The 24,557-nt window shown below is 50.0% G+C and carries 17 protein-coding genes; 9 read left to right on the top strand and 8 right to left on the bottom strand.

The features are described 5' to 3' along the window. Window positions 1–277: 277 nt before the first annotated feature. The 3 genes from SG35_RS26160 to uvrA form a co-directional block, all read right to left on the bottom strand. Window positions 278–1,186 (bottom strand): spermidine synthase, encoded by a 909-nt coding sequence (locus tag SG35_RS26160; RefSeq protein ID WP_044833256.1) that lies wholly within the window; start codon window positions 1,184–1,186, stop codon window positions 278–280. Next, window positions 1,179–1,826 (bottom strand): fused MFS/spermidine synthase, encoded by a 648-nt coding sequence (locus tag SG35_RS26155; RefSeq protein WP_044833257.1) that lies wholly within the window; start codon window positions 1,824–1,826, stop codon window positions 1,179–1,181. Before SG35_RS26155 ends, SG35_RS26160 begins: the two co-directional genes overlap by 8 nt. A gap of 175 nt (window positions 1,827–2,001) precedes the next feature. Beyond that, complete coding sequence (uvrA, locus tag SG35_RS26150; protein WP_044833258.1) at window positions 2,002–4,827, bottom strand: excinuclease ABC subunit UvrA; 2,826 nt, start codon at window positions 4,825–4,827, stop codon at window positions 2,002–2,004. Window positions 4,828–5,210: 383 nt separating this feature from the next. Between uvrA and SG35_RS26145 the strand changes: the two genes are divergently transcribed. Beyond that, window positions 5,211–6,590, top strand: a complete 1,380-nt coding sequence (locus SG35_RS26145; RefSeq protein WP_044833259.1) for an MFS transporter — start codon at window positions 5,211–5,213, stop codon at window positions 6,588–6,590. An 89-nt stretch (window positions 6,591–6,679) separates the two neighbouring features. Here the strand turns inward: SG35_RS26145 and SG35_RS26140 are convergent, their stop codons facing one another. Next, window positions 6,680–7,162: a membrane protein gene (locus SG35_RS26140; RefSeq protein WP_044833286.1), complete on the bottom strand. Its 483-nt coding sequence runs from the start codon at window positions 7,160–7,162 to the stop codon at window positions 6,680–6,682. A 253-nt stretch (window positions 7,163–7,415) separates the two neighbouring features. On the opposite strand from SG35_RS26140, the gene SG35_RS26135 reads away from it, so the two are divergent. After that, the gene (locus SG35_RS26135) at window positions 7,416–9,449 is read left to right on the top strand and encodes an NADPH-dependent 2,4-dienoyl-CoA reductase (protein WP_044833260.1); all 2,034 of its coding nucleotides are present in this window, start codon (window positions 7,416–7,418) and stop codon (window positions 9,447–9,449) included. 195 nt (window positions 9,450–9,644) lie between these two features. Further along, complete coding sequence (locus SG35_RS26130; protein ID WP_044833261.1) at window positions 9,645–11,693, top strand: hypothetical protein; 2,049 nt, start codon at window positions 9,645–9,647, stop codon at window positions 11,691–11,693. Window positions 11,694–11,756: 63 nt separating this feature from the next. Here the strand turns inward: SG35_RS26130 and SG35_RS26125 are convergent, their stop codons facing one another. Both SG35_RS26125 and SG35_RS26120 read right to left on the bottom strand, forming a co-directional pair. Further along, window positions 11,757–14,861, bottom strand: coding sequence for an efflux RND transporter permease subunit (locus tag SG35_RS26125; RefSeq protein WP_044833262.1), 3,105 nt, complete (start codon window positions 14,859–14,861; stop codon window positions 11,757–11,759). Further along, a complete protein-coding gene (locus tag SG35_RS26120) occupies window positions 14,858–15,964 on the bottom strand; it encodes an efflux RND transporter periplasmic adaptor subunit (RefSeq protein WP_160298306.1) in 1,107 nt (368 codons plus the stop codon). Before SG35_RS26120 ends, SG35_RS26125 begins: the two co-directional genes overlap by 4 nt. 193 nt (window positions 15,965–16,157) lie before the next feature. Between SG35_RS26120 and SG35_RS26115 the strand changes: the two genes are divergently transcribed. The 5 genes from SG35_RS26115 (at window position 16,158) to SG35_RS26095 (ending at window position 21,785) form a co-directional block, all read left to right on the top strand. After that, window positions 16,158–16,769 carry a TetR/AcrR family transcriptional regulator gene (locus SG35_RS26115; protein WP_044833264.1) on the top strand — a complete coding sequence of 204 codons (612 nt, stop codon included), beginning with the start codon at window positions 16,158–16,160 and terminating at the stop codon, window positions 16,767–16,769. A 321-nt stretch (window positions 16,770–17,090) separates the two neighbouring features. Further along, the gene (gene pgi, locus SG35_RS26110; RefSeq protein WP_044833265.1) at window positions 17,091–18,734 is read left to right on the top strand and encodes a glucose-6-phosphate isomerase; all 1,644 of its coding nucleotides are present in this window, start codon (window positions 17,091–17,093) and stop codon (window positions 18,732–18,734) included. 517 nt (window positions 18,735–19,251) lie between these two features. Beyond that, window positions 19,252–20,160, top strand: a complete 909-nt coding sequence (gene nagK, locus SG35_RS26105; protein WP_044833266.1) for an N-acetylglucosamine kinase — start codon at window positions 19,252–19,254, stop codon at window positions 20,158–20,160. Window positions 20,161–20,209: 49 nt separating this feature from the next. Continuing rightward, window positions 20,210–21,352, top strand: coding sequence for an N-acetylglucosamine-6-phosphate deacetylase (gene nagA, locus SG35_RS26100; protein WP_044833267.1), 1,143 nt, complete (start codon window positions 20,210–20,212; stop codon window positions 21,350–21,352). A 175-nt stretch (window positions 21,353–21,527) separates the two neighbouring features. Further along, a complete protein-coding gene (locus SG35_RS26095) occupies window positions 21,528–21,785 on the top strand; it encodes a TIGR02922 family protein (protein ID WP_044833268.1) in 258 nt (85 codons plus the stop codon). A 110-nt stretch (window positions 21,786–21,895) separates the two neighbouring features. On the opposite strand, the gene SG35_RS26090 is transcribed toward SG35_RS26095, so the two are convergent. Together SG35_RS26090 and SG35_RS26085 are read right to left on the bottom strand one after the other, a co-directional pair. Then, a complete protein-coding gene (locus tag SG35_RS26090) occupies window positions 21,896–22,492 on the bottom strand; it encodes an MlaC/ttg2D family ABC transporter substrate-binding protein (protein ID WP_044833269.1) in 597 nt (198 codons plus the stop codon). A gap of 126 nt (window positions 22,493–22,618) precedes the next feature. Further along, entirely contained in the window at window positions 22,619–23,203 is a 585-nt protein-coding gene (locus SG35_RS26085; protein WP_044833270.1) for a TetR/AcrR family transcriptional regulator, read from the bottom strand. A gap of 266 nt (window positions 23,204–23,469) precedes the next feature. Between SG35_RS26085 and folD the strand changes: the two genes are divergently transcribed. Then, window positions 23,470–24,330 carry a bifunctional methylenetetrahydrofolate dehydrogenase/methenyltetrahydrofolate cyclohydrolase FolD gene (gene folD, locus SG35_RS26080; protein ID WP_044833271.1) on the top strand — a complete coding sequence of 287 codons (861 nt, stop codon included), beginning with the start codon at window positions 23,470–23,472 and terminating at the stop codon, window positions 24,328–24,330. The last annotated feature ends 227 nt before the right edge of the window (window positions 24,331–24,557 follow it).

The raw sequence follows: 24,557 nt of genomic DNA, 5'->3' as shown, positions 1-24,557 counted from the left end.
TATCCCAGGCTCTTAAAGCCGGCGGGTGTACATTGAATAAATCAGTTTGGTATTCTTTTACGCCAAATTATTTATACCTAATATAGGCTAAAAAGAAATCAAAAACTACGGTTAAATTGTAATTCGCAGGCAATTGCTGACGGAGATCACAGTTTTTAACTATTTGTTGTAGCAGTATTTATTTTTGACGGGTTTAGTTTTGTCCCGGCGGGTGGCGCCTGGGGGCGCCGGGAGCTGCCTGCTATCTGTCTGATGTTTATGGCTTAGTCTTACCCAACTATTTGTCGATATTGAGCAGGTTTGCCGGGGAGTATTGATCCGTTAACACCCGGGTATCCTGCGGCCAGTCGCGCTCCTGTGAGGCCAGGGTCATATGGGCGAAAATTTCTTTGATATCGACGCCAAAAGGTTTTAATTGCCGGTCGAGGGCGGGCAGGCGCCGGCCCAGGGTCTGGATATCCGGCAGCGGCTGTTTGCCGGTTAAAATAATGCGGTTTTCGTTTTTGTTATTCCGAACATTAAAGTAATCGCCGAAAACATCGTAATAAGTGGCGGATTCGTAGGCGTATAAACCGCTGTTGGAAAAAGTATTGGAGGTTAAAATCCCCTTGTCGCTGAGCAGTTGTTTTGCTTCCAGCAGAAATTCCCGTGTCAGCAGGTGTTCGGGAATATATTCGCCGTTAAAGGCGTCCAGGATGATCCAGTCGTATTGCTGCTTTTTCATCAGCGCCCGTTTGATAAATAATCGTCCGTCCTGATCGGTTGCCGTGACGCGTTCGTTTTCGAAAAAGCCAAAGTACTCCCGGGCGACCTTGATCACCGCGGGATCTATTTCAACATTTTCAATGCGCGCCTTCGGGTAAAGCTGGTGCAGGGTATTGGACATGGTGCCGCCCCCCAGACCTATGATAAGTATGCTACCTGGCTTGCTGTTGAGCATTAAGCCGGAAAACAGCAGCTTGGTATAGTTAAACACCAGCTGTTGCGGCTGGCTTTTGTAAAGGCAGCTTTGGTTGGATTTATTCTGTTTGACGTTAAACCTTAAGCAGCGCAAATCTCCCTTGTCTTCCACCATGATGTTGCGGTACAGGGAGCGCTCGCTATGGACAACTTCGGCATTACCGGGCCAGGGAGAGCAGGCTGCCAGCAATAACAGCATCAGTGTCGGTAAAGCGGGCTTAAACATGATGGACTTCCTGTTCTTTTACTGAGATAGCGGTATTTTTGATTATTTTGTCGGCGGCAATGGCGATCAGTCCCAGCAGCAACAGCAGGGCACTGAAGGTGAAAATAATCTGGTTAACCTCCAGATAGAGCACCAGGTAAAAGGAAGTGGTTATTGTGCCCAGGGCGCTGCCTAGGGTAGAGACAAAATATAAGATCCCCGCCACCTGGCCGCTTTCGTTTTTATTTTTGACCAATAGCCGTACCGAATAGGGAGATAACATGCCGAGGATCACTGTCGGCAGGAAAAACAAGGCGCTGGCGGCCAATAACGAGCCGTAGCGGCTGTCTTCTATCTGCAGGAAAATCGCCTGCATGATCTCATTGGCATATAAGGCGATAGGTAAAATAAAGATGCCGCCGAGCAAATAGATGATACCGAAGCGTTTCAGGGAGGCATTGCGGGTAGAGAATTTGCCGCCGAGCAGGTAACCGAAGGATAAGCTCACCATAAACACGGTAATGATACTGCCCCAGATATGTATGCTGCTGCCGAAAAAGGGCGCCAGGATCCGTCCTCCCAGGAGTTCTATGCCCATGATAGTGAAACCACTACTAAAGGCCAGGCTGTAGATCAGGGGGTTTTGCCAGCGGGTAAACATAGTCAGATCCTGTTTTTTTATATCACTGAGGTGATAATTATTTCAACAACTGGCCATTATCCTACCGGATCTGATTGCAGATAAAAATGTTTCTTTTTAAGAGGATAAACAGAGGTGATAACAGGTTTGCCGCCCTTGGATGCAAACAAACCCGTTATTTCAGCTGCCTGTGCGGTTAAGCCAGCAGAGGCTTTAAGAAGCGGGCGGTGTGCGACTGCTTGTGCTCGGCCACCTGCTCCGGGGTGCCGGTGATCAGGATTTCGCCGCCGCCCGAGCCCCCTTCCGGGCCTAAGTCGACGATCCAGTCGGCGGTTTTGATCACATCCAGGTTATGCTCAATCACCACTATGGTATTGCCATGATCCCTGAGGCGGTGGATCACCTGCAATAACTGCTTGATATCATGGAAGTGCAAACCTGTGGTCGGCTCATCAAGAATATACAGGGTTTTGCCGGTATCCCGCTTGGACAGTTCCTTGGCCAGCTTGACCCGCTGGGCTTCGCCGCCGGACAAGGTGGTGGCGGACTGGCCGAGCTTAATGTAACTGAGGCCTACATCCATCAGGGTTTGTAATTTACGTTTGACCGCGGGAATGGCGCTGAAAAATTCCAGGCCGTCTTCTATGGTCATTTCCAGCACTTCATGAATGTTTTTCCCTTTATAGCGGATTTCCAGGGTTTCACGGTTGTAGCGCTTGCTTTTACAGACATCGCAGGGCACGTAAACATCCGGCAGGAAGTGCATTTCCACCTTGATTAACCCGTCCCCCTGACAGGCCTCGCAGCGGCCGCCTTTGACGTTAAAGCTGAAGCGGCCGGGTTTATAACCCCGGGAGCGTGACTCCTGGGTGGCGGAAAAAATTTCCCGGATGGCGGTAAAAATACCGGTGTAGGTGGCGGGGTTAGATCTCGGGGTACGTCCTATCGGACTCTGGTCGATATCGATCACCTTGTCCAGCAGCTCCAGCCCGGTAATGCTTTTATGGGGGGCAGGCTCCTGGGTGGTGGCCCCGTTGAGCTGGATATGGGCCAGCTTGTACAGGGTGTCATTGATCAAGGTTGACTTGCCTGAGCCTGAGACCCCGGTAACACAGGTCATCAGGCCGACCGGTATGCTGAGATCGACATTTTTAAGGTTGTTGCCGCTGGCGCCTTTAAGCACCACCTGCTGATCTTTATCCATGGGCGTGCGTCTGGCGGGGATATCGATTTTTTCAGCACCCGAGAGATATTTACCGGTTAACGAGTCCTTGTTGGCGATAATATCTTCCATGGTGCCGTCGGCGATGATTTCACCGCCGTGCACCCCGGCCCCCGGGCCGATATCAATGACATGATCCGCCGCCCGGATGGCATCTTCGTCGTGCTCTACCACGATCACGGTATTGCCGAGATCCCTTAAGTGGATCAAAGTGCTGAGCAGGCGTTCGTTATCCCTTTGGTGCAGGCCGATGGAAGGCTCGTCCAGCACGTACATCACCCCGACCAAACCTGCGCCTATCTGGCTGGCAAGGCGGATACGCTGGGCTTCACCGCCGGATAAGGTATCGGCACTGCGGGACAGGTTAAGGTAATTAAGACCGACATTGACTAAAAAGCCCAGTCTGTCCTTGATTTCTTTCAGGATTTTTTCGGCGATCTGGCCTTTTTGGCCGCTAAATTCCAGCTGGGAGAAGAACTCCAGCGCTTCGGCGATGGCAAAATCTGCGACAATCGGCAAAGGCGTGTCTTCAATAAAGACATTACGTGCTTCCAGGCGCAGGCGGCTGCCCTGACATTCCGGACAGTGCTGGCTGTTGAGGTATTTGGCCAGTTCTTCACGCACCGCGTTGGATTCGGTTTCCCGGTAGCGGCGGTCCATATTCACCAAGATGCCTTCAAACGGATGTTTACGGACCACGACATCGCCGCGGTCATTCATATATTTAAATTCGATATCCTGCTTGCCGCTGCCGTATAACACCAGCTTCTGGACTTTCTTATCCAGCTCGTTGAAGGGGGTTTCCAGGGCGAAATCATAATGATCCGCCAGTGCCTGCAACATCTGGAAATAGTAGAAGTTGCGTTTGTCCCAGCCGCGGATGGCGCCGCCGGACAGGCTGAGCTCGGGGTTGGAGATCACCCGTGAAGGGTCGAAAAATTGCTTCATGCCCAGGCCGTCGCAGGTCTGGCAGGCGCCGGCGGGGTTGTTGAAGGAAAATAACCTGGGTTCGAGCTCCTGCATGCTGTAGCCACATTGCGGACAGGCGAAATTGGCGGAAAACAGCAATTCTTCCCGTGCCGGCTCATCCATAAAGGCGACGGTGGCGGTGCCTGAGGTCAGGGCGAGGGCGGTTTCGAAAGACTCGGACAGGCGCAGCTGGATATCGTCGCGCACCTTTAATCTGTCCACCACCACTTCTATGGTGTGCTTTTTATGCAGCTCCAGGGTTGGCGGATCCGAGAGGTCGCATACTTCACCGTCTATTCTGGCCCGGATATAACCCTGGGCCGCCAGGTTATCGAGCAGCTTGACATGTTCACCCTTACGGTTTTGCAATACCGGCGCCAGCACCATAACTTTGGTACCTTCTTCCAGTGCCAGGACTTTATCCACCATTTGCGACACGGTTTGTGCCGCCAGCGGCTGGTGATGATCCGGACAGCGGGGCTCACCGACTCGCGCATACAATAGCCTGAGGTAATCATAAATTTCGGTAATGGTACCTACGGTGGACCTGGGGTTATGGGAAGTTGATTTTTGTTCGATGGAAATGGCCGGCGACAAGCCTTCAATATGGTCGACATCGGGTTTTTCCATCAGAGACAGGAATTGGCGGGCATAGGTAGAAAGGGATTCTACATAGCGACGCTGGCCTTCCGCATACAGGGTATCGAAGGCTAATGAAGATTTACCCGAGCCGGATAAGCCGGTGATCACCACGAGTTTATCGCGGGGAATTTCCAAATTGATGTTTTTCAGGTTATGGGTACGGGCGCCCCTAACTTCTATCTTTCTCATAACGATTCCGCCTAACTACCGAATCGGGTATTATCGCATAGATTCTGCGCATCTTTCATCCTTAAAAGTAAAGTTTCTTTGTTTAATGCCCCCGGCTGAGGGACGGGCAGTTATTTGTTATTTATCGAATAAAACGCCTTTGCCGGTTACGCTGGTTTGCCGGGGAAAAGAGGGGATAACAGGCGGCGGCGGTAAAAAATAAGCTGTCAGGCTTTAACCTGTTCATGATAAGATAACGCGTTTTTTATCGCCCCGCAGCTGAGGTTGAGTTGTTATTGTTGTGCGGGCTGATGATGAGTATTACCGCTGAAAACATCCTATGGGGGAAATGCCCGTTTTTATTGGTTTCAGGCAAGTAAGTGTAAGGTTCGAAGTAAAGAGATATGAGTGTTACAGGTTTAAACAAGATAGAGAAAAAAGCCGCTTTTTCCCTGGCCGCGGTTTTTGGCTTACGCATGCTCGGCTTATTTATGATTTTGCCGGTTTTTGCCGTTTACGGTACTCAGCTGGCCGGCTACAGTCCGGTATGGCTGGGGCTGGCGATAGGGGCTTATGGTTTAACCCAGGCGATGTTGCAAATTCCCATGGGCATCTTATCGGATAAATTTGGCCGTAAACCTGTGATCCTGGCCGGGCTATTGGTGTTTTTGCTAGGCAGTATTGTCGCCGCTATGTCTGATACCATCTATGGTGTTGTTTTTGGCCGGGCGCTGCAGGGCATGGGGGCGATTGCCAGTGCGGTATTGGCGCTGGCCGCCGACTTAAGCCGGGAAGAGCAGCGGCCTAAGGTGATGGCCACCATAGGCATGTTTATCGGGTTATCTTTTACCGTCGCTATGGTGTTTGGCCCGATAGTGGCGCAATTGTTTGGCTTAAGCGGCCTGTTCTGGTTCACCGCTGCGCTGACCGTATTGGCGATGCTGATGATCCAGTTTATGGTGCCCCAGTCGGTGCATAAGGCGCCGCGGGGGGATAATGTCGCCGTAACCGGGCAGCTCAATAGCCTGTTCCGTCACGGGCAGTTATCCCGCCTTAATATCGGGGTGTTTGTGTTGCATATGGCGCTCACCGCCTGTTTTGTTACCTTGCCCAAACAGTTGATAGATTCCGGTTTGGCGCTTGAGCAGCACTGGCAATTGTATTTGCCTGCCTTGTTGGGTTCTTTTTTCTTTATGGTGCCCTTTATGATAATTGCCATTAAGAAACAAAAAGAAAAACAAATGTTTGTTGCCGCGGTTGCCCTACTGACCTTGTCTTTACTCTTGTTCTGGTACCTGCCGTCGAGTTTTGTCGTGCTGGCCACCCTGATCGTCTTGTTTTTTATCGCCTTTAATTATCTGGAAGCGACTATGCCGTCGATCTTATCCCGCCTGGCGCCCGCCGGCGTAAAAGGCAGTGCGATGGGCATATACTCCAGCAGCCAGTTTTTGGGGGCGTTTGCCGGTGGTTTGATCGGCGGTGCGGTATCAACCGCTTATGGCGAGCAAAGTATCTTTTTGGTGATGGCTGTGCTCAGCCTGCTGTGGGTTGTTGCGGCTATGGGCATGAAACCGTTGAAAAAATCAAAAAGTTACAGTTTTGCCACCAATATTGCCTCTGAAGAGGAAGCCGATGAAGTGGCGGAATTGCTGATCAATATGCCCGGCGTGATTGAAGCGACCCTGGTGCACTCCGAAGCCGTGGCTTATTTAAAAGTGGATGAGAAGCAGGTCGATCTTAAAGATGTGAAAGCCTTGCTTAACAGGGCCGGCAGCGTCTCTTAACTGTCAGTTCTTAACCTTCAATTATGGCGGGTTCTCTGTGGCCCGCCTGTTCTGCTGGTGTGCTGATGGTCGTCGTTTGTCACACTTTACTAGTCAACGGCGGCAATAAAATCGTTCAACTCGCCTTTGCCCAGCGCAACACAGATATCATCATCGATAAACTTCCCCGATAATGCCTGACCCATAGGGGAATGTGGCGTGATCACGGTAATGCTTTGCTCTTCTATCTGGGTGCGGTAACCTGCGGCGGCCGGGCCGAGAAAAAACCAGTGTGCTTTGTCCATATCACCGTCGAGTTGTATCAAATGCCCTAAACCTATGCCGGTCTTTTCGCTATAGGGGGTCAGTTCCAGTTGCTGGTAGGCGGCCAGGGCATTTTGAAATTCAACAATGCGGCGGGACTGGCCTTCTGCCAGGTACGCGGCTTCTATGGCCAGGGTATCGTATTGGGTTTCCGCCACCGACTGATCATCGGTGGCCGCCAAATGGGCTTTTTCGGCGGCCTGGACGGCATTTTCCAGTTCCGTTTGCAGGTGGCGGATAATTTTTTCAATCAGGGATTGTTTATGCATAAGCTTCATTTTTTGGCTTGGATAAACGAATTTTATTTATCAACAGCGCTTTGTGCCACAAGTTTTCAAAGCATTTGAATTTTCACCTTAATTTTGCAGCTATTCGCTCCTAAGGAGAAGTGGCGATAAAATGCACAATTAATTTTTAATCTGACAGGTGTCAAAATTACTTGTGTTTTATGTCAACACCAAGTAGTTTATAGCCAACTGGTTAGACCTTTGGTCATTTTTAATTCAAATTAGACGGCTTAATATGAATAACACATCACCTTACCCGAATTTATTAGCCCCGCTGGATCTGGGGTTCACCAAAATCGCCAATCGCAGCTTAATGGGCTCTATGCATACCGGCCTTGAAGAAGAAAAGGAAGGCTTTAAAAAACTGGCGGCTTTTTATGAAGCCCGGGCCAAAGGTGGTGTCGGCCTGATCGTCACCGGCGGTATCAGCCCGAATACCCGCGGCCGGTTGGCGCCGTTTGCCGGTGAAATGAGTAAGTTCTGGCATGTGAAAAAACACAGGCTGATCACCGATGCGGTGCATAAATACGATACCAAGATTTGTATGCAAATCTTACATGCCGGCCGTTATTCTTATCATCCCTTCAGCGTCGCCCCCAGTAAATTAAAAGCGCCGATCAACCCTTTTACTCCGTCTGCACTGTCGGCGCGTCAGATCCGCGGCACCATCAAAGATTTCGCCTACTCCGCCAGCCTGGCTGCCAAAGCCGGTTATGACGGGGTTGAAATCATGGGCTCGGAAGGTTACCTGATCAACCAGTTCAGCTGTGCCCAAACCAATAAACGCACCGACGAATGGGGCGGCCCGATTGAGAATCGTATGCGTCTGGCCACGGAAATCGTTAAGGCGGTCCGGGCAAAAGTCGGTGAGAAATTTATCATTATCTTCCGTTTGTCTATGCTGGATTTTGTTGAAGGCGGTAATAGCTGGGATGAAGTGGTGCAGATGGGTAAGGCGATAGAAGCCGCCGGTGCAACTATCATCAATACCGGCATCGGCTGGCATGAAGCCCGGGTGCCGACCATAGCCACCTCAGTGCCAAGAGCCGCCTTTACCTGGATCACCGAGCGCATGAAGTCGGAAATCAAAATTCCACTGGTGACCACCAACCGCATCAATACCCCGGAAGTGGCGGAAGAAGTGCTGGCCGCCGGACATGCCGATATGGTGTCTATGGCCAGGCCTTTCCTGGCGGATGAAAGCTTTATGAATAAAGCGGCAGAAAACAAAAGTGGTGACATCAATACCTGTATCGGTTGTAACCAGGCCTGTTTAGATCATGTCTTTCAGCAAAAGCGCGCTTCTTGCCTGGTGAACCCGACCGCCTGTTATGAAACCGAATTAACTTTTGCCAAAGCGGCAAAAGGCAAACATATTGCCGTGGTGGGAGCCGGACCTGCCGGACTGGCGTTTAGTGCCTATGCGGCGCAACGGGGTCATAAGGTTGAAATTTTCGATCGCGCCAGTGAAATCGGCGGCCAGTTTAATTTTGCCAAGCAGGTGCCGGGCAAAGAAGAGTTTTACGAAACCCTGCGTTATTTCAATAACCAGCTGAGCCAGCTCAAGGTGAAGGTGCATTTAAACAGCGAACAAACGCTTGAGCAGCTTAAAGCCGCCAACTTCGATGAAGTGGTGGTGGCTACCGGTATCACGCCGAGGGAGCTGGATATCCAAGGTATCAGGCACCCGAAAGTGAAAACCTATTTGCAGGTGCTCAGGGATAAAGAAGTGATCGGCAGGAAAGTGGCCATTATCGGTGCCGGCGGTATCGGTTTTGATGTTGCTTCCTACCTGAGTGAGAAAGAGTCCCTGACCACCAACCCGGAAGCCTGGATGCAGGAGTGGGGGGTAGATAAGCAATATCAATCCGGCGGCGCCCTGTTAAAAGCCCGCACTGAGCCGGCGGAGTCTGAGCGTGAAATTTATTTGCTGCAACGTAAAACTACTAAGGTCGGTGCCGGTTTAGGTAAAACCACCGGATGGATCCACAGGGCCTTCCTGCAGAAAAAAGGTGTGCAAATGATCCCCGGGGCCAGCTATAAAGCGATCACAGATGATGGTTTAGTGATTGATATCGACGGTAAGCAGCAAACCCTGGATGTTGATCATGTCATTATTTGTGCCGGTCAGGAGCCTAACCGCAGCCTGTACCAGCAACTGGAAGATGCCGGTATTAAAACCCATCTGATCGGCGGCGCCGATGTTGCCGCCGAGCTTGATGCCAAACGTGCCATCCGTCAGGGGGCAGAATTGGCGGCGACTATCTAATTAAAGCCAAAGCCAGTTACAGCATAGATTAAAAGGGGTGATACCGGGTATCGCCCCTTTTTTGTTTCCCGTCCTCAAACAAGTGATCATTTTGCTCCTTATCTGTGCTTTGTCGTGAATTTACTATACTTATTCATCGGCAATGATTCATAGGTATTAGCTTCAAAGCTATTAACTTCACCGGGAGAGCAGCTCGTGGAGCAGCCGGCATCCGTTAAGTACGTGTTATATACCCATTATAACTACGGGGAAGGTGATGATTTTAAAACCTATCGCTACGCCAGCTACCTAGATTACCTTAAGAAGTCGAAATTCCTGAAATCCCTGAAGCAGCTGACGGGCCCTAAAGCGGCAGAGTTAAAGAAAATAAAAAGTTTTAACGACTTTGAACAGGTTCATAATTTAAAGCCTCTAAAAGACATTAACAGTGTCAAGGGCTTTGAAGATTTAGCCGGCCTGGACGATTTTAAAGACTTTCTTGCCTGGGCCGCCTGCCGTGATTTTGACTTTAGTTTTAACTTTGGCCAGCTCCGGGGGGTACGCTATTTCAAGCGCCATGTGAAAGGGCTGTATAGCCTGCTGACTTCGCCTGCCTATGAGGGTAATTTGATCATCTTTTATGCGGCGGGATTTTCTGATTGCCTTAACGGCATTGCCCGGGGGAAAAGCCGTGAGGATTTGCTCGAACAAACCTATATCAGGTTTTCCATGGAGCTGGGGAAAAGTTTGGCGGAGCAAGTACGCACTTATCCCCGGTTATCTGCCCGGGTACGCATTATTACGCCGATAGATTTGCTGGATATTTTTGGCCGTATGAACCTGGCAACAGCTGAAAATCTGCATTGGTGGTTTATCGGAAAAAATAAAGATATTCATTATGATACTCCCAAGATTGTTGAAGCTTTCCTGCGTCTTAGGATGCTGGGCTCCGGGGTGCCGGTATTTCGCCTGGATTATGATGTGATCTTTCGGGGACAGGAAAATGAACAGCTGTCGAACCTGGGGCTTTTTAAAACCATTATCTCCTGTCTCCGTGCTTACCGGCTGCGTATGGATGAGCCCGGGATTGCCACTTTTTTATTGTCGGCTTCTTACGATACCCAGGCGCTGAGGCCGCCGGAGAACAGCAAAAGCTTTGATGCCTGGCGGGGAGCCTTTGCAACCCGGGTATTTCCGGCGTTACCTGTTGTTAAAGGTGAGATTGCCATCGCCAAAAAAAGTGCCGGCAATGAAGGGCAGGGGTCTTTTGCCTGGGAGCGCTATGCGAAAAAGGTTTTCGACCCTGCTTTGGCGAGAAAGTTTTATGGTTTAAATGAAACCGGGCTGGCACTCAAAGGAGTGAGCGGCATTGGCAAAATCGGCGGCAATCCTGCGGCTTCTATCATTTCCGGCGCCATGCTGTGCCTGAGTGACGGGGCTATCCTGGATCTGCCGCCATTCAGTAATTTTACCCTGTATGTGATGTGGATTGATGATCATCTCAAGTACAGTTTGCACCGGGAGTTACGCCACCTCAGCACCTTCAGATCGGCTGTGGAGCCCATGCTCAGCGATGCCAAGCTGGATCTGGTAATGGTGAAGAAGGCACGTGCGCCGATCAAGGATTTACCGAAATATGTCTTTGGCACCTATTTGCCCACCTTGCTCTGGGGCACAGTGCTTGATGCCTGGATCAACTCGGATCCGGTGGTGAAGTATCGGCGGCGGGACTTAACCCAAGCCAAGCAAGCCATCTGGGATAATCTTAAGCGGGAGGACTGCTCTAAAGGGGTGTTAGCCGCGGCTTTGCAAAGTGCGCTGGAAAAGGGGGCATTTACCAAGTCAGACCGAAATAACCTCAGGGATTTGCTGGTTGAGGTGGGCTTAAAACGCATTACCGAGGTACGCCGTCAATGGGGGAAGCTCACTGCGGGTACCGGCAAAAGCGACGGCCCTGGGAGTAAAGAAACCTTTGCCTCTATTTGGGCGAAAGGCATTGTTAAAGATTACTTCCCTTCCTTGGCGGAGAAATATCAAGGTATTGCCCATATCGGTGAAGAACCGCTGGCGGTGGAATCGATGCTCACAGAAATTGCCGATCTCAATCAATATCAGCTGCATAATGACTTTTCCATCCTGGTAGATGATGCCCTGGAATATATTGAATGGACCCTTAACTGGCCGAAGATCGTCCAGGTGGTACGCTCGGTCAAACAGGGGAAAGTGAAAACGGACCTGTCCTGGGTGCCTGATAAGCCGGTTTAAGGGGAAATTTAAAGAGCAATATCAAGGGCAGGCTACGCCGTCTGGCTTAGCCTGCCCTTTTTCTTAGCTATTGCCGGTTAATGCCTCGGTTGAAATTTGCTCCGAGGTCTCGAATGCCCTTTTCTGGCTAAACAGGGAAAACAGCGCCGGGACAAATAAAAACGATAACAAGGTGGTTAAGACGGTACCGCCGGCTACCGCCACCGCAAACGGGGGCCAGAAACCGCCGCCTGCCAGTATCAGGGGCAAGAAGCCGCCGACCGTGGTGATGGTGGTGGAGCTGATATGCCGGGTACAGCTTAATACCGCCCGCACTATCGCTTTGGTATCGCCGCGCACGGCATCCGGGTCCGACTTTAATTCGGCGATGATCACTATGGCGGCATTGATGGCCAGTCCCATCAGGCCAAGCAGGCCGATGATCACGGTAAAGCCAAAGGGATAGTCAAAGACATAAATACTCAGCAGCCCCAAACCCACCGACTGGAAAGCAGACAGGAAAATAATGCCGCTGAGACGGAAGGAATTAAAAGATAACACCACCACAGTGATCAGCAAGGTGAAGATCACCCCGACACTGGCCAATAATTTGCCTACCGCTTCGTCACGTTCGGCTGACTCGCCCCCTACTTCGATATAGTATCCGGCGGGCACCTGGTATTGCTGCTGTGCCATTTTTTCCTGTATCCGGGCCAGGACCACGGAAGGCAGGACACCGGCGCGGATATAACCTTCAATCACGTTTACCCGCACGCCGTCCCTGTGGGGGATGGCGCCCCGGCTGGGTTTAAGTTTCAGCTCTGCCAGTGCCGTCAGCGGGATCGCCTGCTCGCTTTTACTGCTGAGCAGCTGGATATTGGCGAGATCCGTGATCTCCCGGCGTTCGCCATTGTCTATCCTGACCCTGACCGGGATGGATTCGGTTGCTTCGATCACCGAGCCGTTGATATTACCGGCTAAGGTGGTATTGAGCTGGCCGGCAATATTGGTTAAAGACAATCCCGCCAGGGCGACCGCTTCCTCATCCGTTTGGACCCAGACCTTAGGGGTACCCGGCTGCAGGGTTGAGCGGCTATGGATCACGTCCTTTGTGGTACTCATCAGCTGGCGTATATCATCCCCTATGGTTTTTAGGGTATCCAGGTTGGGGCCAAATATTCTCAGCTCCACCGGGGCATTAAACGGCGGTCCCTGCTCCAGCTTGCGCACCAGGATCTGCGCCTGGGGAAACAGCTTGTCTAATTCTGTTTGAATGTGCGGGATCAGGGTATTGGCATGGTTAAAGTCGCTGGCGGTGATCATACCCTGGGCGTAATTTTGCAGGCCGTCTTTGGTGGGCAGCATATTGTAGTAGAAGGAGGGGGCATTTTTACCGATAAACCAGCGGACTTTTTCTATGCCTTGCTGTCGGTACAGATACTGGCTGACCTCCTGGCTAACGGCTTGGGTGTGTTTGATGCTGCTTTGTGCCGGTAAAAACAGCTCTATCTGGAACATGTCCCGGTCAGACGGCGGGAAGAATTGTTCGCTTAGCTGTTTGGCGAGCACAAAACCCAGCAGCGGCAGACAAAAAACCGTGATTATGGTGGTTTTTCTGTGCTCTATTGCCCAGGTCAGGCTCGCTTGAAAGGCATGGCTCAATCGCGGCAAGGCAATACCGGCCCGGTACCAGCTTTGTGCATTGCTTTGGCCTTTGCCGATAAAACGTCCCGCTAATCCGGCCACTATGGTGTGGGAGATCAGGTAAGAGCCGATCAGGGAAAAAATCACGCTTAAGGCAATGCCGCCGACAAACTCGCCTGCCGGACCCGGCATCAGGACGATGGGCATAAAGGCCAGAATCGTGGTCACGCTGGAGCCGAGCAGCGGCAGCCATAAATGTTTGACGGCGTAACCGACAGAGTCCAGGCGGCGCATGCCCTGCTGGCGTTTTTGCTGTATGGTGTCCGTCATGACGATGGCATTGTCTACCATGATGCCTAAAGCCACCACTAAGCCGGTGACCGACATCTGGTGGATCGGCAGGCCGTAAAAATTCATCATCGCCAGGGTAAATAACACGGTTAACGGCAGGGAAACGGCGACGATCAACGCCGAGCGCCAACCCAGGGTGATCAGTAATACCAGGGAAATCAGGATAAAACCGACACTGATATTAGTGATGAGATCGCCGAGTCTTTTTTCGGTATAGGTATTTTGATCAAACAGCACTTCCAGCTTTATGTTCTGGGGCAGCTCTCGGGCAAAGTTTGCTACTTGCTGGTTGACCTTTTCCGTCCACTTATCTATGCGTAAATCCGGCAACATCCTCGTTGCCACTACCACGGAAGCCTGGTCGTTGACCAGGGCGATTTCACTGGCGGGCCAGGCCAGGCTTTTCTTCACCGAGGCGATATCCCCTAAACGTAATACCGAGCCATTGTCATTGTCCCTGAGGGGAATATTGCGGATCCTTTCCACCGTATCCAGGGCGCCGGTTAATTCCACCTGCATCTGGTTATTGAGGTTAACCAGGGCCCCGGCGGCAACCTTGGCATCGGCACTGCGGATTTTTTCTGAAATCAGCGCGGCAGATAAACCTAAACGGCTGCTTTGTGCCTGGTCTATCGCCACCAGGATTTCTTCTTCTCCCTGGCCGAAAATGGATACCAGATCGGTGCCGCCGACGGTGCGCAGCCGGTTTTGCAATTCATTGGCATAACGTCCCAGGCTGGCAATATCTATCTCGGTATTTCCCTGCCAGTTCAGGGCAATCAACTGGGTATAGGCATAACCCCGGTCGGTTTCCAACACAGGCGGTACTATGCTGGCGGGTAATTGCGGCGCGAGATCACTGACCAGATCCCGGACTCTGGACCAGACCGGCTCAGGTTGATTGATTTCATCCTGCAATTTCAGCTGCACCACGGAAATGCCCGGACGGGAGACGGAAGTGATCAGGTTGATTTCCGACAACTTACGCAGCTTCTGCTCGATTTTTTCGCTGATCAATACTTCGATGCGCTCGGCGCTGGCGCCCGGCATATAAGTGATCACACTGGCAACCCGGTTTTGTATTCTCGGATCTTCGGTGCGCGGCAAGGTGGACAGGGCGGCCAGACCGGAAACGATCAGCAGCACTATCACCAATGACATTAAACGGCCATTTTTAACAAAAGAGCGGATCATAAGGTACCGGCCTTTTCTTGCCCGGTTTGCTGGCTGTTGGTTTTAACCGCCAGTGTTCCCTGGTGCTTGTTGATGATCTGTCCCGGGACATATCTGTGCAAACCTTCGGCGATAACCAGATGTTCGTTTGCTTCAAGGCCGCTGACAAAGGCGTCGTTTTCCGTGGTATGAACTACAGAAACCGTTGCAGCCTTGATTTGGTATCGGCCGCCGCCGATTTGCTGCGCCAGGTAAATATTCCACTGGCCGCGCACCCCGTCGGTGATGGCGCTTAACGGCAACCAGTAGCCGCTTTTCTGGATCTCTTGCCTGATATTGACCCGCACCAGCTGGCCATTGAATCCTTTGGTGTTTGCCGGGGGCAATAGTCGTAATTGTACGGTGCGGTTGGTTTTATCCACTTGCTTGCCGATGGCGATTAAGGTGGCGTTAAATAAAGTATCATTGATTTCTACACTGAAGATGTTGCCAAGCTCGAGCTTGGCCGCCAGTTTGGCAGGCACGCCGACGGAGATCTCATTGTTATTTTTGGCGATGAGGCGAAAGGCGACTTGGCCGGCGTTCAGCACCTGTCCCTGGGATAAAAAGCGTTCGCCGATGGTGGCGTCAAAGGGGGCGATCAAGCTGGCCTTTTCCATCTGGTACTCTATGGTTTTTAAGCTGGCGTGTAACCCCTGCAGGCCCGCCTGCAGGACCTGGTATTCGGCATTTAATTCATCCAGGCTCTGCTCAGAAGTATAACCGTTATTAATTAACGACTTGATACGTTTTAAATTGGCCTGGTTTAAGGTGATTTGCGCCTTGTTTTGTTTGATTTTAGCCTCGAGCTCGGCGTGTTTGATCATTAACAGTTCGGTATCCTGGCTTGCCAGGATTTCGCCGCGGCGGACTTCGTCGCCGCTGTCAAAAGCTATGCTGTTGATCTTGCCGCTGAACTCAAAGCCGAGATCTGTGTGTTGTTTGGTGGTGAGCTCGCCGATATATTCCCGTGCCAGCGGATAACCCGCTTCCGGTGTTATGGTCAACATCCGGGCGCTGTGGATGGTGGTTCCTGCTTCTGCTTGTTCGGCATCGCTGCAGCCGGACAAGACAAATACAAGCATCAGATTTACTAAGGTAAAAAATAGTCCGCGGCGGTACCTTGAGCTTTTCAGGGAAAACATGGCTAACCTTGTTGTATCATTAAATCAAACTAGACTGTATAGTCTAGTTTTAACTTGCTAGACTGTCTAGTCTATTTTGTTAGACTGGTATCTTTTGGTAGAATAGCCGGCGAAGATGTCGATGGGATTACAGATGCAAAAAAACCGCAGTAAGAATGAAACCAAGCGTAAACAGATACTGGACGCCGCCACCGAGCTGTTTACCGAAAAAGGTTATGCCACTACCAGCATGGATCTTATCGCCAGGCAGGCAGATGTATCAAAGCAAACGGTTTATAGCCATTTCGGCAGTAAAGACGATTTGTTTGCCGCGGCGATCGAGCAAAAATGCGATTCTTACCGTATGCTGGATTTTTCCCTGGAAGACTTCTCTGACGTCAATGTCACCTTGCTGGCGGTGGCGAAACGGTTTTTTTCCATGCTCATTGCCAAGGAAACCCTGGCGGTACATAAAATATGTGCCTATGAATCCAAGAGTTATCCCCAGTTGTCGGAATTGTTTTACCATGCCGGGCCTGAGCGGTTAACCACGGAAGTGGCCAAACTGATGGCGTTGCTGGATGAAAAAAAGGCCTTGTCGATAGCCAATCCGCATCATGCGGCGGTACAGTTTTTAACTATGCTCAAAGGCGAGGCCTGGTTAAGGATTGAATTTAATACCCGTAAACAACTGACCCCGGAAGAAATTGACGATTATATCTGCGCCACTGTCGCCATGTTTATCCGGGCATATGCGCCGCAGTAATCTCTGCCTGCCTTTATCCGCTATTCTTGGTTTTATTGATTTTTCGCTATCTTCTGCTGATAAGACCGCGATGGATAGCGGTATTTGCATTTGCTGGTCAACCTCTGCCTGATAAAGGGGCAATAAGGGCTGGTGGCTTTGCCATTCTTATCGGATAATTAATACAAGATAAAATTCAAGAACCCGGAGAACTTGTGATATCATAAAATCTTGACACTTGTGTCAAGAAATGTCGTTTTGTCATTGTTGTTTATTTGCCGTTTGTATTTGCCGGATAAGCAGCATGATCAAATATCAGCTTAAAGCACTATAGGATTGAATATGTTAGCTCGCCAAACATTAGCCAGCTGGAAAAAATTGAACCAGCTAGCTCAAGATAAAAAGTCTCAGCACATGAACACGTTATTTGCTGAAGACAGTAAACGTTTTGATAAATTCTCTATTGAGTTGCCTAGATTGTTGCTGGATTATTCGAAAAACCTGATCGATGACGAAACCATGGCAACCTTGCTGAAACTCGCCGAAGAAACCGAAGTGACGGCCTGGCGAGAAAAAATGTTCAGCGGTGAAAAAATCAATAAAACCGAGCACAGGGCGGTGCTGCATACGGCCTTAAGACGCCACAGCGACGAGCCTTTGGTGGTGGACGGTGAAAACGTAACCGACCATGTACAGCAGCAGCTGGCGAAAATGGAAGCCTTTGTCAATAAGGTGCGCCAGGGACACTGGCTCGGTTATTCCGGTAAGCGTATTACCGATATCGTCAATATCGGTGTCGGCGGCTCCAACCTTGGTCCGCAAATGGTAACCGAGGCGTTGAAGCATTACAGCGATAACAGTGTCAATGTCCATTACGTGTCCAATGTCGACGGCGCACAAATCGTGGAAATTCTGCGTCCGCTGGATCCGGAAAAGGTCTTGTTTATTGTCTCGTCAAAAACCTTTACCACCACGGAAACCATGACCAATGCCCGTACCGCCATCAACTGGCTGACGTCATCTTCTTTTGATGAAAAATCGGTGGCCAAACATTTTGTTGCCGTAACCGCCAATAAAGAAAATGCCATGAGTTTTGGCATCCAGGCGGACAATATTTTTGATATGTGGGACTGGGTTGGCGGACGTTTTTCCCTGTGGTCGGCGATAGGTCTGCCGATCGCCCTGGATCTCGGTTTTGATCAGTTCCGTGCCTTGCTTGACGGCGCCCATGAAATGGACCAGCACTTTCTTTCTGCTCCGCTGGCAGAGAATATGCCGGTGATCATGGCCCTGCTCAGCGTCTGGAACACCACTTTCCTGGGAGCGAGATCCCAGGCGATCTTACCTTATGATCAAACCTTACATATGTTATCTGCTTATTTGCAGCAGGCGGAAATGGAAAGTAACGGCAAGTCGGTGACCTGGGACGGCGATGAAGTGGACTATGCCACTGTGCCTTCTATCTGGGGAGAGCTGGGCATTAACGGCCAGCATGCTTTCTACCAGTACCTGCATCAAAGCAATAACGTGGTGCCCGCCGACTTTATCGGCTCGGTAGCCAGTGTTACCCCGGTAAAAGGCCATCATGAAACCCTGATGTCAAACTTCTTTGCCCAGACCCAGGCGCTGATGACCGGGGTTGATGAAGAACAGGTCAGGGCGGATCTGAAAGCCAAAGGCAGAACCGATGCCTATATCGATACCGTTGCCCCCCATAAGGTGCATAAGGGTAATCGCCCCACCAATACCTTGTTGTTAAAACGCATCGATCCGACCACTTTGGGCAGTTTAATCGCCTTGTACGAGCATAAAATTTTTGTGCAGGGGATTGTTTTGCAAATCTGCTCGTTTGACCAATGGGGGGTGGAATTAGGCAAAGGGCTGGCGGCGAAAATCCAGCATGAGCTGGAAAGCAATACCATAGATCCCGGCCATGACTGCTCTACCGAAAACCTGCTGCGTTTTTATAAAAAAGCCAGCCAATAACCTCTCTACATCCGTTTAAAAACTTGATGTCTGAAAGCGCGTAACAGCAGATTACGCGCTTTTTTTTGCCTTGAGCCGCATGATATCCGTAAAAATTGCCGGAATTTAACAAATTTTTCTCGTTTAATTATTTTCAATCAGTACACTACTGCACCCTATATACCCAAACCACCTGGAAATGCAGGATTCAGCAAGTCGAGAAACGGCTATATTCAAGGCATTAAATTTTACGAACAGTAATTCTATTTGAAGATTTAATAACGCAGGAGGTGGCCGTTTATCGCCTTGTCCTAAGGGAGCTAAGCTAGAACACCAGTGCTGCGTTGCAACACTTTATAAGGGAATAACCATTATATGCGTGTTGCGCCTTGCTCTGATGCTCTAGCTTAGCTCTGAACCGGCATTTCCAAGTGGCTTGGGTATATGATATAAAGAACAAAAATCAAAGCGCTTTTCTTAATCGATTATTATCGGTTTTTTCGCTGATTTCTCATGAATTTTCTACTGTGGAGAGAGGATGTCTGCTATCAAAGATGATCAGCAACTGTATTTAGGCATCGACGGCGGAGGCAGCAAGTGTAAAGCCGTGCTGATGTCGGCTAATCTGGAAACATTGGGGCAGGGCCTGTCGGGGCCGGCGAATCCGCTTCATGGTTTTGAACAGGCCACGGCTTCTATTGTTGACTCTGCCAGATTGGCGTTAGCGGATGCCGGCATGGCGGATTATCCGCTGCAACGCCTGATCACAGGCGCCGGGCTGGCGGGCATGAACCTGCCCGGTTTGCTTGAGCAAATGTTAGCCTGGCAAAACCCGTTTCGACAAATGTACCTGACCAATGATCTGCTGATTGCCTGCTTAGGAGCGCATAACGGGGCGGATGGCGCCGTGATCGTCACCGGAACCGGCTCGTGCGGTTTTTCCTGCGTTGATGGTCAGTCGCTGATGCTGGGGGGGCACGGTTTTCCTCAGGGGGATATCGCCAGCGGTTCCTGGTTCGGTTTGCAACTGGTGACGAAAGTTTTGCAGTCCCTTGACGGCTTAACCCTGAATAGTTGTTTAAACCGGCAAGTACTGAATACTTTAGGCTGCAAGGACACCATAGCTCTGGTGGAGCTTGTTGTCGGTAAACCGGCCACTTTTTATGCCCAGCTGGCTAATTTGGTGTTTGATGCGGCGGAGCAGGGGGATACCATGGCCCTGGCGATAGTCAATGAAGGCGCCGATTACCTCAACCAGTTAGCGAGAAAGTTGTGGCAGGAGAAAGCGCCGAGATTATCCCTGGTGGGGGGACTGGCGGTTCGCCTGGTGCCCTGGCTGGCACAAGATGTCCAGAAGATGCTGACCTTGCCGGTGTGGCCGGCGGAGATAGGTGCGGTACTTTATGCTCAGCAGCAGGATGCCCGGCAACAGGCTGCTTCGGCTTAGTTTTTGATTCGTTTTCCTGATAATAAGAAGCGCTAAAAAGGACGTTGACATGTATGCCAAGTTAAAAGGTTTCCGGTTACATGCCCGGCGGGTGTTTGACGGTATTCGCTATCGGGAAAACCGTGTCCTGACCCTGGAGCAGGGAAAAATAATCGCCATTGACGGAGAAACGGCTGCTGCCGATGCTTTTGCCGATGGCCTGCTTGTCCCGGGGTTTGTTGATTTACAGGTTAACGGCGGCGGCGGTGTGCTTTTTAATCATCAGCCGGATGTGGCGGCGTTAAGGTCCATGGCCTCGGCCCATGCCCGTTTTGGCACGACCGCCATGTTACCCACCTTGATCACCGATAAATTAGCCATTATGCAGCGGGCAGCCGATGCCGTGGCACAGGCGCTGAAAGAAAAGGTGCCCGGGATTATCGGTATTCACTTTGAAGGACCTCATTTATCCGAGGGGAAAAAAGGCGCTCATAGCGGACAATTCATCCGGGAAATTTCCGATGGCGAATGGCAGCTATATGCCCGTAAAGATCTCGGGCTGATGATGATCACCCTGGCGCCGGAAACCGTGGCGGCAAAAGATATTCGCCGCCTGGTAGAGCTGGGAGTTAAGGTTTGCCTCGGCCATAGCAATGCCGATTATCTCAAGGCGCAACAGGCAGTTGATGCCGGTGCCGATGGTTTTACTCATTTATTTAATGCCATGTCCCCCTTGCAGGGGCGTGAACCCGGCATGGTCGGCTGCGCCCTGATGAACGATGATGCCAGTTGCGGTTTAATCGTTGACGGTTTTCATGTTGATAAAATCAGTTGCCAGCTGGCCCTAAAAACCAAGCCTAAAGGCAAGGTTTTTCTGGTGACAGATGCAATGCCGCCGGTGGGTACACAGCAAACGGAATTTGCCTTTTTTGATCGTAAAGTCACCTTAAATCAGGGCAAGTTAACATCCACTACCGGAGAGCTGGCGGGTTCGGTATTAGATATGGCGACGGCGGTGCGTAATACGCATTACCTGCTTGGACTTGAGCTGGAAGAAGCCATTGCCATGGCCAGCCGTTATCCTGCTGATTACCTCGGGCGAGCAGGTCTTGGTATGATCAGGCCGGGGGCTGATGCCAACCTGGTATTGCTGGATGAAAATTTGACCGTTTCCGGCACCTGGATTCGGGGACAGCAAGTCTTCAAATGTTAGGTTTTTTGTTAAAAAAAGCCTTTATTGGCCGGGTCTTTTCTCGGGGCTCTTATCGGGAGAAAAGCGGAATTTCTTTACTTTTTAGTGTATTTTGGTTATAAAGTAACCAGAATTGAGCCCGCCAGTTAAGGTCTTGTAACCTGGTCCGGTTTTTCCAAACAAGATCAAAGAGTAAATGAAAAGTATGAGTCAAGCGTCACTACGTAAGGTTACTGTGATTTATTATAGCGACCTTTCTTTGGAGTTATTACATAAGGTGCATGAGTTTCCGCAAAGCGATTCTGGTAGGGTGATTATTTCCGATGCGTTTCGGGAAGGGAAGTCTATTATTGCCGTCTGTGACGGTGAAGTGGATGTGTTAAATAAAGTCGGTGATCGTATTATTGCCGATCATGAATTGGGCATTACGGCCAAAGGTGCCTGGCAGAATTAAGCCTGACGCTTAGTTAGGTAAAACCTTAAGCCACAAACAAAAAAGGTATTCATTTAGGTGAATACCTTTTTTGTTTTCGTGAAGAAAATTTTTAGGCAACTAAATAGCAATTAAGCCGCTGCAAGTTGTGCCGTGGTTTTATCTATGCCCTGCTCGCGGATTTTCTTGGCGATTTCAGCCTGCTTGGTGCTGAGTAAGCTGATACCTTCAACCACCATATCAAAGGCTTTCCATTGCTGCTTTTTCTTGTTTAAACGCATTTTAAAGTCAATGTTAATGTCCGGACGTTCGGCATCGGAAATAACCGCGGTTACCGCGACCACTTTACCGCCGCTTTTAACCGGCGGATGAAAGGTTACTTTCTGCTGTTTATATTGTTTCAAAGCGCTGGCATAGGTTCTCACCAGGTAATGACGCATGGCTAAGACAAACTCTTTGCGTTGTTCCTTGGTGGTTTTACGCAAGTGTTTGCCGAGAATTTTATAGGCCGCGTATTGATAGTCAATATAGGGCATCAGCTCTTGCTCGACTATGGTTTCGAGCAGCCCGGCATCGGTTTTAATTTGTGCCTGTTCGGCTTTGATCCTGGAAAATAATTTATCTCCGGCCTGACTCACCACCTGATAAGCACTTTCGCTGGCGGCAAAACTGCTAAAGCTGACGAGCACCATTAAGGCTAGGAAAAGTTGTCGGGCTAAAGTTTTCATTCATGTTCCTTGTTTAGTATGAAAATATACTCAATGTAGTTTGGGGCAAATGACGTTAGCAGTTTGCAGCGGCTAATCATTCATCTATCTTAAACGGAATCGCTCCGTTTTTATGCTTACAGCAGATTACACACGTAATCCCCTGAGGTAGCTTTGTAATTCATTCAGCAGGTTAGAGAATAACTGACAACATCTGGAGCTCTTGGCCAGGCTGGCGGCGCCCTGAATGCTGGCAATAATAAAATAAGCAACCTGTTCTAATTCCAGCTCCGGTTTCAATTGTGTTTTGATCCTGGCCAGGGCGGCAACAATCAACTGATTTAATTGCTGGTACATGGCAAAAACCCTTAACCGAAAACCTTCATCTATCGCCGCCATTTCCTGAGACAGGTTGTTCATCGGGCAGCCGCACGATAAACCGTCACTGTCGGCACTTTCTGCCATTTGTGCGAGTAAATGACACATACCGGCTATGGGGTCGTCATTTTGCAGTGCCTGTTGCCAGCTTTCGATAAACATAGGGGTAAAAACCTCTTCCAATACCGCATAACCTAATGCCTGTTTATTGGCAAAATGATGGTATAGGGCACCTTTAGAAATTTCACTGCGCGCCAATATCACAGATAAACTGGCGCCGGTGTAACCATGCTGATGGATTTCTTCAGCGCTGATCTCAAGAATTTTCTGCCGGGTTGTTTCTGGGTTTCGCATAGTTACCTCTGATCATTATGGGGATATTTTACAGACCGCGCGGTCGGTTTGTAAAATTTTATTTGGATCTTTCTTAGTGTTTTTTAATATATATTTGGTAACTTTTTGTTTTAACGTTTTTAATTCGTATGATTTGCTGTTTTCGATTTTAGCGGCAATCGCCCGGTTTTGGATCAAAATAAAAGCGCCGCTAAAGTGCTATGATATTGCCCGGTGCCGGTAAGCTGGTTTATTGGCTCTTTTGATGCTGTTAACAGGAAAGGAAAATGAGAATAGACGGTAAACAGGCGGCGGCAGATTTAAGGAAGCAGCTGTCGATGCAAGTACTTCAATTACAACAAGAAAAAAATATCGTCCCCGGGCTGACGGTGATTTTAGTGGGGGAAGATCCCGCCAGTGAAGTTTATGTGCGCAATAAGGTCAGACAAACCCGCGAGCTGGGTATGCACTCTCAAGAAATCCGCCTGCCGGTGGATATCAGGGAGGAAGCGCTACTGACTCGGCTGGAACAATTAAATCAGGATAAGGATGTACACGGTATCCTGGTACAGTTGCCCTTGCCGGCCCATATCAACGAAGCTAAGGTGCTGGCGGCCATCAATCCTGAAAAAGATGTTGATGGTTTTCATGCCCTCAATTCCGGCCGTCTGCTTAATGGCAGCGGGGATGCCCTGGTGCCTTGTACGCCTCAAGGCTGTGTTATCCTGGCCAAACGCCATTTAGGCGAAGATCTTAGCGGCAAGCATGCGGTGGTGATCGGGCGCTCGAATATTGTCGGCAAACCGCTAGCAATCTTACTGCTGCAGGAAAATTGTACCGTCACCATAGCCCATTCCCGCACCGAAAACCTGGCACAGATCTGCCGTCAGGCAGATATCTTAGTGGCGGCTGTGGGCCGGGCTAATTTTGTCAAAGGCGACTGGATCAAGCCGGGGGCAACCGTGATTGATGTCGGCATTAACCGGATTGAAGACACTGAAGGTAAAACCAGATTGGTCGGGGATGTAGATTATCAGGCGGCTGTTGAAGTGGCGGCAGCAATAACACCTGTACCGGGTGGTGTCGGCCCCATGACCATAGCCTGTTTGTTAAAGAATACCTTGGTTGCGGCGCGGCGTTACGGTTAATGCTGCATTGGATTATACCAATTGCATTAAGTAGATGACCAAAATTCGGTGAGGATAAATTTTCAAGAACAAGGCGTTTGATTGAGCAATAGCAAGCTATTGTGATTGAAAACAACGCAGGATCTGGAGATTTAGACCATCGAAGATGGTTAGATATTTAATAAAATTGGTATTATTTTTAAAGGCGATAAAAAAGGCAGGGGATTAATCGCCCTGCCTCTGTGTTA

The organism is Thalassomonas actiniarum (genome assembly GCF_000948975.2).
Taxonomy (GTDB): domain Bacteria; phylum Pseudomonadota; class Gammaproteobacteria; order Enterobacterales; family Alteromonadaceae; genus Thalassomonas; species Thalassomonas actiniarum.
The sequence above is the reverse complement of the archived record's forward strand: the minus strand, read 5'-3'. Positions and strand labels throughout refer to the sequence as shown.

Coding starts and splice junctions, on each gene's coding strand:
- SG35_RS26160 (WP_044833256.1), bottom strand. CDS start 1,186: ATGTTTAAGCCCGCTTTACCGACACTGATGCTGTTATTGCTGGCAGCC.
- SG35_RS26155 (WP_044833257.1), bottom strand. CDS start 1,826: ATGTTTACCCGCTGGCAAAACCCCCTGATCTACAGCCTGGCCTTTAGT.
- uvrA (WP_044833258.1), bottom strand. CDS start 4,827: ATGAGAAAGATAGAAGTTAGGGGCGCCCGTACCCATAACCTGAAAAAC.
- SG35_RS26145 (WP_044833259.1), top strand. CDS start 5,211: ATGAGTGTTACAGGTTTAAACAAGATAGAGAAAAAAGCCGCTTTTTCC.
- SG35_RS26140 (WP_044833286.1), bottom strand. CDS start 7,162: ATGCATAAACAATCCCTGATTGAAAAAATTATCCGCCACCTGCAAACG.
- SG35_RS26135 (WP_044833260.1), top strand. CDS start 7,416: ATGAATAACACATCACCTTACCCGAATTTATTAGCCCCGCTGGATCTG.
- SG35_RS26125 (WP_044833262.1), bottom strand. CDS start 14,861: ATGATCCGCTCTTTTGTTAAAAATGGCCGTTTAATGTCATTGGTGATA.
- SG35_RS26120 (WP_160298306.1), bottom strand. CDS start 15,964: ATGCTTGTATTTGTCTTGTCCGGCTGCAGCGATGCCGAACAAGCAGAA.
- SG35_RS26115 (WP_044833264.1), top strand. CDS start 16,158: ATGCAAAAAAACCGCAGTAAGAATGAAACCAAGCGTAAACAGATACTG.
- pgi (WP_044833265.1), top strand. CDS start 17,091: ATGTTAGCTCGCCAAACATTAGCCAGCTGGAAAAAATTGAACCAGCTA.
- nagK (WP_044833266.1), top strand. CDS start 19,252: ATGTCTGCTATCAAAGATGATCAGCAACTGTATTTAGGCATCGACGGC.
- nagA (WP_044833267.1), top strand. CDS start 20,210: ATGTATGCCAAGTTAAAAGGTTTCCGGTTACATGCCCGGCGGGTGTTT.
- SG35_RS26095 (WP_044833268.1), top strand. CDS start 21,528: ATGAAAAGTATGAGTCAAGCGTCACTACGTAAGGTTACTGTGATTTAT.
- SG35_RS26090 (WP_044833269.1), bottom strand. CDS start 22,492: ATGAAAACTTTAGCCCGACAACTTTTCCTAGCCTTAATGGTGCTCGTC.
- SG35_RS26085 (WP_044833270.1), bottom strand. CDS start 23,203: ATGCGAAACCCAGAAACAACCCGGCAGAAAATTCTTGAGATCAGCGCT.
- folD (WP_044833271.1), top strand. CDS start 23,470: ATGAGAATAGACGGTAAACAGGCGGCGGCAGATTTAAGGAAGCAGCTG.